The organism is Methanoregula sp., assembly GCF_003170075.1.
GTDB lineage: Archaea > Halobacteriota > Methanomicrobia > Methanomicrobiales > Methanospirillaceae > Methanoregula.
On record NZ_PMZU01000077.1, the window covers coordinates 1 to 10,660 of the forward strand.

Below are 10,660 nucleotides of genomic sequence, written 5' to 3' on the forward strand. Positions count from 1 at the left end.
CAGGCGCATCTCCAGTCATTCATCACCCAGCTCCAGAACAAAGGCGTTGACGTAAGCACGGTGCAGACCGCGCTCGCGAACAACGACACGGCGACGGTAAACTCGTGGCTAAAATCATATTTCGAAGCGCACCCGGGGGCATTTGGCAATACCACCCGGTCGCAGTGGCACATGAGGAACACGACCGCCACTCAGTCGTCATAACGGGTCGATCCACCCCGTTTATCCTTTTTCCCCGTAGTCCGAAGCTATCCTGATACCGTGCTGCGGCGATACTGCCGAGATCGCTCTTTTACCAGAAAACAGTGCCGGACCTGACCGGTACCTGTGCCCCTCTTCCCGCACAGCAGGTTTTCCCCTCTGAAATGAGGGCTGGTCCCCAAGCTCGTCACGGGTGGTGAACCCATTCTTACGGTTGCGAGGTGCCGTTTGTGCCGGGGATGCGGATTAGCAAAAGCACCTTAAAAGAGGAAGTATTCGAGGATCGGGATCGTCGCAAGGCAGAGGAGCGTGGAGAGGAAGACGCCCTGAGAGGCAAGTGTCGAGTCCACCTTATACTCCTCGGAGAGCAGGACCGAGTTTGCGGCGACCGGCATCGCGATGAGGAGGACCGCGACGCCGAGGACGAGCCTGTCGGTGATAAACGGCGAGAGCACAAGAAAGGCGATGACCGGGATAATGACGAGCCGGAATGCGGTCACCAGGTACACCCGCCAGTCGCCGGCCAGCCGTGCGGCGGGGAGGGTTGCGAGCAGCGCCCCTACGACAAGCATCGCGAGCGGTGTTGTCGCTGACCCGATCAGTTCGAGTCCTGTATCCACCGGGGCAGGAAGCATGTAGCCTGCGAGGAAAAGGGCAAGGCCGATAAAAGATGCCACAAGGCCCGGCGAGAGCAGGACTTTTGGGTCGAGTTTTCCCGGCCGGCCCCGGGCAAGCAGCCAGACGCCCATGGTAAAGACGAGGAAGTTGAAGGGCAGGTTGAAGAGGATCACGTAGAAGAGTGAACCGGGGCCGAGGACCGCCGACGCCACCGGGATGCCCATGAACATGGTGTTCGGGAAGACCAGCATGAACTGGAAGACCCCTTTTTCGGCCGGTGTGGAGGGGAGAAACTGGCAGATGAGGATACTGATAAGGAACGCGGCGAGGTAATAGCCGCCGGCGACCAGGAGCATGCTGTCGACGATGCCCATGGTCTTTGCCGTGTCCGGCACCTGCATGCTGCTGATGGTGATCGCCAGGAGCGCGACATTGACGAGGACATGGGAGATCAGGTGGACGCGGTCGCCGTTCAGGATGCCATACCTGCGTGCAGCAAACCCGATCCCGATGATGACAAAGAGGGAGAAGATTGCGATAAGGATGGTGATGAGTTCCATACCAGTGTCCCACGATCAATCCGAATGATGGTCTTTTCCTGTCCGGAGCAGATGGCTCCCGGGTTCCTGTGCCGGCTGACACGCATGACGTCCTTTTCTTTTAAAGAGGCCGGTCTGGAGCACTGCCGGTCTATGCCGGCAGAAGTGTTGATCTGATACGGACATATAGATTAGGAAAGAGCCAGGGGGAGTGGCCGGGCGTCCTCAAAGAGTCGCGTGCACGTTGTTCCCTTTTGTGATTATTTTTGGGTTCGTCTCACAGGTTCCCGTGGCCGCTTCATGATGTCGGGTCAGAGCCTTTCATGGGGCAACAACCGGCAAACCAGAAAAAGGGGTGGAGATTTTTTGTTCCCGCACCCCGCAGGCAGGCTTACTCCGCCGTAATCCTGTCGTAGAAGAATGCTGCTACCACCGCCCCGATGATCGGGCCGATGAGGTAGATTGGGAAGTATACCCAGAGGCTGGATCCCCCTAAAAGGCCGTCCATCACGTACGGCCCGAACGTCCTTGCAGGGTTGAGGGATCCCCCCGTGATATTGCCGGCCATCGTGATCATCCCGGCCACCGTAAGACCGATGACCAGACCGGCAAATCCCGGTGGGGCACGCTGGTCTACGGCGACCCCCATGATAACGAGCATCAGGACAAAGGTCGCGATTGCCTCGACGAGGATCGCCTGCCCGTACCCGATCCCCGGAAACGGCGAGGTCGCCCCGAGCCCGCCGATCGTGACCGCGGATGCACCGAGTGACAGGTACAACAGCAGGCTCCCCGCCGCAGCACCGATGCACTGCGAGACAATATACCCCGCTGCATCAAGAGACGGGAACCGTTTCGTCGCCCACAGGGCAATGGTCACCGCCGGGTTGACATGCGCACCCGAGACCCGGCCGAGCGTGTAGATCACGGCTGCAATGACGATCCCGAACACGAGGCCGATCGCAAGCCAGTCGCCAAGCCCCCCAAGTTCACCGATCCCGACGTTGAATGCAGCCGCAGGTTTTGTACCGGCCGCAAGCAGCAGTGTGATAACCGCCGCCCCGGTACCGAAATAGACCAGGAGGAACGTCCCGACCCCCTCTGCGAGGCAGCGGGAGGAGAGCGACGCCATTACTTACCCTCTCCATACGCCGCATTGCAGTCCGGGCAGAGCATCCGCGGCATCTTCTTTGGCAGCTTACGGGAGGGGAGCGGGTACCCCCCTTCCCAGACCTCGATCTCTTTTCGGATCGTGTGCTTCATGCATGTTCCCATACCGCAGGCAACACATACTGCCACGGCATCGCTCTCTTTTCCTTCTTTTGCACATATGTAACACTTCATCATCTTCACCTGTTTTTTTAATTTCACCCTGTATCAGACGGCCTCTTTCCACTGGCAGGAACAGTGCCGGAAGTCCATGAGCGCGGCAGAGGCACAGTCCTTGCAGATCCGTGCTGGGCAGCCATCGCCTCGGTGATCATCTTTTTTACGATCTCCTGCATACGTCATGACTCCCTGGCACCCCTCAGGGAGGTGCCTGTAAGGGAAGCATAGTCAGATCATCTATATTATTCTTCAGTTCTGACACGGCGCGGTATCAGCCGGCATTATCAGGGAGTGTTCGGGGAATCCGGCTTTTGCGCCACATGAAAAAAGGATCTTCGGGAGGGTCTGGTGCAGGGATATCCGAAGGGTCCAGGGAGGTTTGCAGCGCCGGATTATTTCCCGAAATACTCTGCAACATCTTTGAGATGCTTCTGTATCGGGAGACCCTGCGGGCACTTTTCCTCGCATTCCCCGCACGAAAGGCAGCAGGACGCAAATCCCGGAACGCCTCCGAACATCCCGCTTAAGGCCCACGAATAGATCCCGCCGGCCTGCTCTTTTGCATCGTAGATATGCGCCTGGTTGTAGAACTCGAAGCAATCTGGGATGTCCACGCCGTTTTTACAGGGCATGCAGTACTTGCACCCGGTGCAGGGGATCTTTATCCGGGAATTAAACTCATCCCTGACCCGTCGGATAATGGCGAGTTCCTTTTTGGACAGCGAACCGGGCTGTCCCTGCTCTGTGTACCTGATGTTCTGTACGACCTGCTCCATGGCCGACATGCCGGAGAGGACGACCGTCACCTCGGGGTGGTTCCAGACCCAGCGCAGGCCCCATTCTGCCGGGGAGCGCTGGACCGGGGCACTTTTAAGGATCTCCGGGATCCCGGGCGCATCCTTTGCAAGCAGCCCGCCCCGGAGCGGCTCCATGACAACGACACCAACGCCCCGTTTTGCTGCATACTTTAGTCCTTTCGTGCCGGCCTGGTAGTTCTCGTCCATGAAGTTGTACTGGATCTGGGCAAAGGTCCAGTCATAGGCATCAACGATCTCCTTAAAGAGCGGCAGGGCGTCGTGGAACGAGAATGCAGGATACCGGATCCGGCCGTCGGCAACAGCATCGTCAAGGAATTCGAGGACCCCGAGTTTTGATGTGTTCTCCCATGTTGCCTGGTTGAGCCCATGGATGAGATAAAAGTCGATGTGATCGGTGGCGAGACGTTCGAGCTGTTCGTCGAGGTACCGGTCCATGTCATCCCTTTTCGTGATAAGCCAGCTCGGGAGCTTGGTCGCAAGGTACACTTTCTCCCGATAGCCATCGCCAAGCGCCCTCCCGACCACCGGCTCGCTCTGGCCGTCGTGGTACGGGTACGCGGTATCGATATAATTGACGCCATGGTCGATCGCGTAACGGATCATTGCCATTGCCTTTGGCTCGTCGATCTGCCGGTTCCCGAGTACCGGCAGGCGCATGCATCCGAACCCGAGGATCGAGAGATCCATGGGTGCCTTGGGAAATTTCCTGTACAGCATGAGTATCCTCCCTGAACGGTTTTTGTTTATGCCCCGGTAAGGCGTGAGGGTATGAATGCTTTTCCGGGCCGCCCGGTCAGATCCCTTTTTTGAGGCTGCAGGCAAGGCGCAGCGAACTGTTCACCATGTCGGTGAGGTCTTCCTGCGTGTACTGGTTTTTCTGAATCTGTGCCCAGTCCTTGGTTGTATCCTCGTCGTTTTCACCGACCCACGAGGCGATCGAGACCTCGGGGCTGTGGAAGCCCATCCAGGCAAAGAAGTTCAGGAGGTTGCCTGCCACGTGCTGCATCCCGTCCACGTGCCCGATGATGATGAGCCCCACGACCTTGTTTTTGATCATCCGGTTGCCGAACCACGAGTACTGGTTCTCGATGCAGTTCATCCGCTCGACGAACTTCTGGACGAGTGCCGAATGGTTGTTCCACCGGATGGGGGTGGCCAAAAAGAGGACGTCGCAGTCGAGGACTGCCGTATACACGGTGTCCATCTCGTCGTCCTCGTACTTCATCGTGGACTGGCAGGGATAGGTGCAGTACGCGGGGTTCTCCGAGTAGTTGCCCTCGCAGTCGTAGATCTTCAGGTCTTTGAGCCTGATGAATTTCGTTTCGCACCCGAGACTTTTGCACCGATCGAGCGCCTCGATCAGCAGCCGCTCGGACTTGGACATGCCCGGTTCCTGCCGGCTCGACCCCGAGATCCCGACCACCCGTGTGCCTTTCACGTTTTTGGGGTCAGGTGCGGTGATCGCACCGACACCGAATTTCCGTCCGACCATGGGAGATGGCATATGGTAGTGTGGGTACGGGAAGTGATATGGTTTTGTCCTTTTGGGACTGGTGTGTTATACCGGGTTCTTTTGCGCAAACCGTACCCCCATAAGAAAGGCCTTTTTGCAGTCCTTTGGGAAAACGGTCTTTTTGCGCTCTGCTTTTTTCTTTGCGTCAAACATCGTGCAGAGCACCTTTGAATAGTCCTTGAACTGGTACGTATCGTATGCACAGAGATGCTCCGAGTGCCCAAAGAGCCCGGCGAGGACGTTTTCGTTCGTGGCAAAGTGCAGGGTATAGCCGTATTCTTTTACCAGGTTCTCGGGGATGTTCATGGTGTAGATGAACCCCGTCAGGATCTTCCGGGGGAACAGGGTGCCGTGCGGCAGGGTATAGGTCAGGTACGGGAACATCATCCGCTCTAAAAATGACCTCATCATGCCGGTATCGGTCCCGAAATAGATCGGCGATCCGAGGATGATCGCGTCTGCGTCCTGTTCAATTTTTTTAAGCAGAGGGGTGAGGCCGTCTTTTACCGCACACCTCCCGTAACTCTTCCCGCCGAGGGTCTTGCAGGCAAAGCAGCTGGTGCACCCGGTATACTCCAGATCGTACAGGTGGACAAGTTCGGTTGTTGCACCCTCCGATTCCGCTCCCTTGAGGGCGTGTTCTAAAAGCGTTGCGGTATTCCCGTGTTTTCGTGGGCTTCCGTTGATTCCGATGACATACATGATTTCGTACCCTCTTTTTGTCAGATCGATCGCCCGACCCCGACCTGTTCACCGCAGCCGGGCTGGTGCATTGGCGAGGTACAGCGGTGTCTTACCGGCTTTGTATCTCCTGACGTTCTCCGCGAATGCCAGCGCGATGCCTTCATACGACATGTCAGTGACGCCCGCGATGTGGGGGGTAGCGATGACGTTCTCACGAAAGATCGGGTGCGTCATGTCCACAGGTTCTTCCCAGAAAACATCGAGCCCTGCGCCGGCGACCTGCCCGCTTCTTAATGCGGCGAGCAGGGCGTCCGGGTCGAGAAGGCCGCCCCGGGCCACGTTGATGATGAAGGCACCTTTCTTCATGGCGGTAATCTCCTGTTTGCCGAAGAGATGGAACCGGTCCGGGGTGAAGTTGATGCAGAGCATCACGTAGTCAGCCTTCCCGACAGCCTCGCGGAGCCTGTCAAGGGAGAAGGCCCGGGCGATCTCCACACCGGGGACGGTCCGGCCGGGATGGTCGTCCACCGTCGTGATCCTGACCTTAAAGCCGGCGAGCCGCCGGGCGAGTTCCCTTCCGACCCCGCCAAGGCCGACGATGCAGACGGTTCTGCCGAGGAGTGCCTGGCCGGTCGGCGACCCCCATGCGACGTGCGTTTCCCTCTCCCGTGTCGCTGCGATCTGGTTCCACCTTCTGGAGAGCATGAGCATGAGGAGGACCGCGTGTTCGGCGACCGATGCGGCATTGCCGGACTCTTCGCTCGGGATGCGTGCGACAAGGACGCCGTTTCTGGTCGCGGCTTCGATATCCACGGTCTCAAGCCCGACGCCGTACTGCTGGATCAAACCGAATGTGCCCTGCCGGATGAACGTCTCGTCCACCCGGTTGACGAGCGGCACGACCACATCGGTGTCTGCGATATGAGGGCCGAGTTTGTCGGGAGGGAACGCGAGGATCTCATCGTCCGGGAGGAGTGCGGCGAGCCGTTTGCGGGCCTCAGGGAAAGCCTCGCCGCAGAACAGGATCTTCATGATTATTTCAGGTACGATGTTCCGGGTGATCACTGCATCGGTTGGTGGGATCTGTAAAGAGAGTACCTGTCCACCTGGTGGGCCAGGAGACTAATTATTACCAAAAATCGACCGGTGGGGAATTTCTCCCCGCCCGGTATGGTCTTATTTCTTTTCTGGTTCTCCACTCTGCTCCATGTGATCGAGCATCCGGTCCCACATCACAAGGAGACCGGGGATCACCACGTAGGCGAGCAGCCCTGTACCGAGGAATGCACCGGTAATGATGAGCGAGGTGTCCATCCCTGCCCACCTCATGCGAGGGCCGGTACCCCGTCTGCCCAGGTCTCGATCACGGTCCGTATCGCGTCGTCCTCGTAGGACGAGATCGATACCTGCTGGCGGGCGAAGGTGACCATGTAGAGTTCGCCGTTGGGGTCGTGACACTTCAGGGCAACGGAGAACGTGTCCGCGTCTGAATCATGGGCCGGGATTCATGACGGACTGGATGATTGCGTTGAACGCAGTCACGTCCGTAATCGGTTCAGCAAGTTTGCGAACCGCACTCTTCACGTTGCTGTTCTGTGTAAAGTCTGCCATTTTTCTTCCTCCTTTTTGTCTTTGTCGCGGGGCGCCCGTTGACATACTATCATAGGCATTTGTGGGATATAACCCCAAAAAAGGAAATGAATCCGGGCCTGTTCCTTACCCGGATACGCTGACCGGGCAGGGAGAGTTTCGGGTTTGCTGATCCGCAGGATTCTTTTGGACATTTTGCCGTACTGGGGCCGGTTCGGGCGGGATTTTGAGGATTTTTGTGATGGTTTTTGTGTTTGCGATCCCCCAGTTGAAGACCCGGTACCGGAGCAGGCCGGCTTCTTTTGAGAAGACCCAGAGCTCGATGATGTCCGATGCCGAGCGGTAATACGGCCGGAGCGTGAGGATCTCGGGGAGGTAGAGCTCTGCCACCCGTGCGGCGCCATGGACCGGCTCCCGGGGCCGGACGATCTTGACCAGGATCGCCTGGTCCGGCGACCGTCCCACAAGATCGAAGACCGGGGCCGGCCCGGTCGTCTTCCCGACGATATATCCCTCCGCTGCAAGGAGGTCTGCCGCCTCCCAGGTGCCCCGCGGGGCATGCTGCCAGTTCTCTTTTGGCCGGGCGGTCCGACCTTTTGGGGCCGTACCCTTCCCGCGGCTGGCTTTCCCGGACTTCCGGCCTTTGACGGTGCGGCGGCGGGGGGACGCTGTTGTGCCGGCGTGCTGCGGTCTTGGGTCCTCCTCCGGAATAAGGGAGGGTGTTGTCTCACCTGCGACCTGGCTGCTTTCGTGGCTCACGGTCCCGCAGGGGTTAATCCGGTTGCTGTACGTGGCACCGGATGCAATCGCACCCGGTGTAATCACGTCCTCTTGGGTTGTACTGATACCTTCCATTTGACTCACGTTTTTCCTTGTTTCTGGTGTTCTTTTATTCCGGTACAGGAACGAGCGCGTCCGCTCGTCTGAAAATGTACCGGCGCCGGCCTGGTGGGAAACGACAGCCCTGACACCCTTGCCAAAAGCCATCACCCCGTTATGCGAAGCGGCTCAACAGGCCTTTTCGCACAACGATCACTGATACCTGTCCAATGACGACCGGACCGGCGGTCAACTACGTACTAGAGAAAAGGCGGGCGATACCGTACCGGCCCGGGCACCCGCAGTATGCATCCCGATACCGGTGATCAGATAGATCGGTGCTTTTACTATCTCAAGGAGCCCGAAAAGTCCGCACACCAGCGTCATGGAGACAAAGCAGAACTTCGCGAAGCGGCGGGCGACCTTTTTCGCGTACCCGATCTTCCGAAACTTCCTCGTTATCTGTGTGCAGAAATCCTGGTTCATTCTTGATTATTTCTTCAAGGGTACGTCAGGTTATAAACTCTGTGGTAGATTCGAATATTTTGGTAGTTATTTCGGGAATCGGGGGATGATATGGGCCCGGATGGGTATAACCTGCGGGTTAGCTGAATGGGAGGCGCGGAAGAGGGGTGACAGTTATAGCGGTGACAAGTATCGGGAAATTTGATTATTTCTGCAAACTCCCCACAATCCCGCTGAACTGCTCCAGCGCATCCTCAAGGTTCCCTGCGATCTCCTGCGCGATCACATCGGGGTCCGGCAGGTTGTCCGAGTCCTCAAGGCTCTCGTCCCGCAACCAGAAGATATCGAGGTTAACCTTGTCCCTCTCCATCAATTTGTCGTAGGGAAACGCATGGAACCGCTCGGTTTCTTTACGCTTGGGCTGGTTTCCCGCGTTGTAACAGGCAATGAAGTCCTGGAGGTCTTCTAACTTCAGCGGATTTGTCTTGAGCGTGAAGTGCATGTTCGTCCGGAGATCATAGATCCACAATGTCTCCGTCCACGGTTTCTTTGCCGCCGGCTTCTTGTCGAAGAAGAGGATGTTTGCCTTGACGCCCTGTGCATAGAAAACCCCGGTGGGGAGGCGCAGGAGCGTATGGACATTGCAGTTATGCAACAGGTTTTTCCGGATCACTTCCCCTGCCCCGCCTTCAAAGAGGACATTGTCCGGGACAACAACCGCAGCCGTCCCGTGGATCTTGAGAAGCGACCAGACATGCTGGACGAAATTGAGCTGCTTGTTGGAGGTTGATGCAGCCCAGAAATCATTGCGGGAGTACGTCAGGGTCTCTTTATTGGTCTCACCGTCGCCGTTAGTGACCGTGATGCTGCTCTTCTTCCCGAACGGCGGATTGGTCAACACCATGTCGTAGTGCTCGGACGGCTCGGAGACCAGCGCATCGCCGACTTCGATCGGACTCTCCTTCCCGCCAATCCCGTGCAGGTACAGGTTCATGGCGCAGAGCCGGGCCACGCTATCCACGATGTCTTTTCCTATGACAGTACCGTCTTTAAGGAATTGTATCTGCTCTCTGTCAAGGGTGCGATTGTGAGCGGTAATGTAATCGTGTGCGACGAGCAGGAATCCCCCGGTCCCGCAGGCAGGATCGTAGATCGTCATGCCGGCCTGCGGCTTCATGACCTCGACCACGGCCTTGATCAGGGAACGGGGCGTGAAGTACTGCCCGGCACCGCTCTTGACATCCTCTGCGTTCTTCTGGAGCAGCCCTTCGTAGATCTCTCCTTTGACATCGATGTCCATCCCGAGCCAGGTCTCGCCGTTGATGAGCATGACCAGCCGCTTGAGTTTGGCCGGGTCCTGGATCTTGTTCTGGGACTTCCGGAAGATGACGCCGATCAGCCCCTTTTCTTTCCCCAGTTTGTCCAGCACGGCACGGTAGTGAACTTCCAGATCGACGCCGTCTTTTTCCACAAGGCTCTGCCAGTCAAAGTCCGTGGGGATGGTCGATTTGCTCTTGAACGGGGGCTTTGTCTGTTCATCTGCCATCTTGAGGAAGACAAGGTAGGTGAGCTGTTCCACGTAATCGCCATAGCTCACGCCGTCGTCGCGCAGCACGTTGCAGTAGTTCCAGACTTTCTGGACGATAGCAGAGGATTCAGTTGACATCTCGTACCTTCCTCTTTGGTGATTTTGGTTGAAGGGTCTTGCCTTTCTTTGTCCCGGCAGCGTGACAGGCTTTTTCGGCTTTGATTCTCTCTAATAAAACCGATGCCGGTTCATCGTTTGGATCCTGCGGGACGAGCCGGCCTTCGAATGCCTGTTTCAGGATGCTCTGGCGGAGGGTTTCGGCTTGGCGGAGGCTGGTGGTGATTATATTCTCAATGTGATCGATTTGAGAGAAATGTCGTTCAATCTCTTCAATCATAACTAATTGCTCAATATAGGGCGATAGTGGAAAAGGCATTATTGATAACTGATTTTGGTTGATCGATGCCATTCCAACGGTTTGTTGAGCATTCTTATTGAAAAATTTTTGACTGTAATGTAAAAACCAATAATTTACCAATTTGCTATGGACTATATC

General features: G+C 57.0%; 13 protein-coding genes and 1 pseudogene. 1 reads left to right on the top strand and 13 read right to left on the bottom strand.

The features are described 5' to 3' along the window. The coding region (locus tag QZN75_RS09870) for a hypothetical protein (protein WP_292428116.1) at positions 1 to 204 on the top strand (204 nt) is incomplete at its 5' end. Positions 205 to 461: 257 nt separating this feature from the next. Here QZN75_RS09870 and QZN75_RS09875 read toward each other — a convergent pair. The 13 genes and pseudogenes from QZN75_RS09875 to QZN75_RS09940 all read right to left on the bottom strand — a co-directional run. After that, positions 462 to 1,379, bottom strand: a complete 918-nt coding sequence (locus QZN75_RS09875; RefSeq protein WP_292428118.1) for an AEC family transporter — start codon at positions 1,377 to 1,379, stop codon at positions 462 to 464. A 370-nt stretch (positions 1,380 to 1,749) separates the two neighbouring features. Continuing rightward, positions 1,750 to 2,490 (bottom strand): MIP/aquaporin family protein, encoded by a 741-nt coding sequence (locus tag QZN75_RS09880; protein WP_292428121.1) that lies wholly within the window; start codon positions 2,488 to 2,490, stop codon positions 1,750 to 1,752. Beyond that, positions 2,490 to 2,702, bottom strand: a complete 213-nt coding sequence (locus tag QZN75_RS09885; RefSeq protein WP_292428122.1) for a DUF2180 family protein — start codon at positions 2,700 to 2,702, stop codon at positions 2,490 to 2,492. Before QZN75_RS09885 ends, QZN75_RS09880 begins: the two co-directional genes overlap by 1 nt. A gap of 33 nt (positions 2,703 to 2,735) precedes the next feature. Then, the gene (locus QZN75_RS09890) at positions 2,736 to 2,870 is read right to left on the bottom strand and encodes a DUF2193 family protein (RefSeq protein WP_292428126.1); all 135 of its coding nucleotides are present in this window, start codon (positions 2,868 to 2,870) and stop codon (positions 2,736 to 2,738) included. Positions 2,871 to 3,079: 209 nt separating this feature from the next. Further along, positions 3,080 to 4,222, bottom strand: a complete 1,143-nt coding sequence (locus tag QZN75_RS09895) for an aldo/keto reductase (protein WP_292428129.1) — start codon at positions 4,220 to 4,222, stop codon at positions 3,080 to 3,082. Between the two features lie 76 nt (positions 4,223 to 4,298). Beyond that, entirely contained in the window at positions 4,299 to 5,009 is a 711-nt protein-coding gene (locus QZN75_RS09900) for a flavodoxin family protein (RefSeq protein ID WP_292428133.1), read from the bottom strand. Between the two features lie 54 nt (positions 5,010 to 5,063). Next, positions 5,064 to 5,720: a flavodoxin family protein gene (locus QZN75_RS09905; RefSeq protein WP_292428135.1), complete on the bottom strand. Its 657-nt coding sequence runs from the start codon at positions 5,718 to 5,720 to the stop codon at positions 5,064 to 5,066. Positions 5,721 to 5,768: 48 nt separating this feature from the next. Then, positions 5,769 to 6,734: a 2-hydroxyacid dehydrogenase gene (locus tag QZN75_RS09910; RefSeq protein WP_292428138.1), complete on the bottom strand. Its 966-nt coding sequence runs from the start codon at positions 6,732 to 6,734 to the stop codon at positions 5,769 to 5,771. A 144-nt stretch (positions 6,735 to 6,878) separates the two neighbouring features. Further along, positions 6,879 to 7,016 (bottom strand): hypothetical protein, encoded by a 138-nt coding sequence (locus QZN75_RS09915; RefSeq protein ID WP_292428142.1) that lies wholly within the window; start codon positions 7,014 to 7,016, stop codon positions 6,879 to 6,881. A gap of 402 nt (positions 7,017 to 7,418) precedes the next feature. Next, positions 7,419 to 8,279 carry a hypothetical protein gene (locus QZN75_RS09925; protein ID WP_292428143.1) on the bottom strand — a complete coding sequence of 287 codons (861 nt, stop codon included), beginning with the start codon at positions 8,277 to 8,279 and terminating at the stop codon, positions 7,419 to 7,421. A gap of 81 nt (positions 8,280 to 8,360) precedes the next feature. Beyond that, positions 8,361 to 8,597, bottom strand: coding sequence for a hypothetical protein (locus QZN75_RS09930; RefSeq protein ID WP_292428144.1), 237 nt, complete (start codon positions 8,595 to 8,597; stop codon positions 8,361 to 8,363). Between the two features lie 184 nt (positions 8,598 to 8,781). After that, a complete protein-coding gene (locus QZN75_RS09935; RefSeq protein WP_292428145.1) occupies positions 8,782 to 10,242 on the bottom strand; it encodes a class I SAM-dependent DNA methyltransferase in 1,461 nt (486 codons plus the stop codon). Then, positions 10,232 to 10,660: pseudogene (locus tag QZN75_RS09940) on the bottom strand (hypothetical protein); the annotation flags it as partial. The pseudogene QZN75_RS09940 and the gene QZN75_RS09935, both read right to left, overlap by 11 nt.

Excerpts from the sequence above, each read along its gene's own strand:
- QZN75_RS09900 (WP_292428133.1), bottom strand. The coding sequence starts at position 5,009 with ATGCCATCTCCCATGGTCGGACGGAAATTCGGTGTCGGTGCGATCACC.
- QZN75_RS09890 (WP_292428126.1), bottom strand. The coding sequence starts at position 2,870 with ATGACGTATGCAGGAGATCGTAAAAAAGATGATCACCGAGGCGATGGC.
- QZN75_RS09905 (WP_292428135.1), bottom strand. The coding sequence starts at position 5,720 with ATGTATGTCATCGGAATCAACGGAAGCCCACGAAAACACGGGAATACC.
- QZN75_RS09910 (WP_292428138.1), bottom strand. The coding sequence starts at position 6,734 with ATGAAGATCCTGTTCTGCGGCGAGGCTTTCCCTGAGGCCCGCAAACGG.
- QZN75_RS09895 (WP_292428129.1), bottom strand. The coding sequence starts at position 4,222 with ATGCTGTACAGGAAATTTCCCAAGGCACCCATGGATCTCTCGATCCTC.
- QZN75_RS09885 (WP_292428122.1), bottom strand. The coding sequence starts at position 2,702 with ATGAAGTGTTACATATGTGCAAAAGAAGGAAAAGAGAGCGATGCCGTG.
- QZN75_RS09880 (WP_292428121.1), bottom strand. The coding sequence starts at position 2,490 with ATGGCGTCGCTCTCCTCCCGCTGCCTCGCAGAGGGGGTCGGGACGTTC.
- QZN75_RS09875 (WP_292428118.1), bottom strand. The coding sequence starts at position 1,379 with ATGGAACTCATCACCATCCTTATCGCAATCTTCTCCCTCTTTGTCATC.
- QZN75_RS09935 (WP_292428145.1), bottom strand. The coding sequence starts at position 10,242 with ATGTCAACTGAATCCTCTGCTATCGTCCAGAAAGTCTGGAACTACTGC.
- QZN75_RS09925 (WP_292428143.1), bottom strand. The coding sequence starts at position 8,279 with ATGGCTTTTGGCAAGGGTGTCAGGGCTGTCGTTTCCCACCAGGCCGGC.
- QZN75_RS09930 (WP_292428144.1), bottom strand. The coding sequence starts at position 8,597 with ATGAACCAGGATTTCTGCACACAGATAACGAGGAAGTTTCGGAAGATC.
- QZN75_RS09915 (WP_292428142.1), bottom strand. The coding sequence starts at position 7,016 with ATGGACACCTCGCTCATCATTACCGGTGCATTCCTCGGTACAGGGCTG.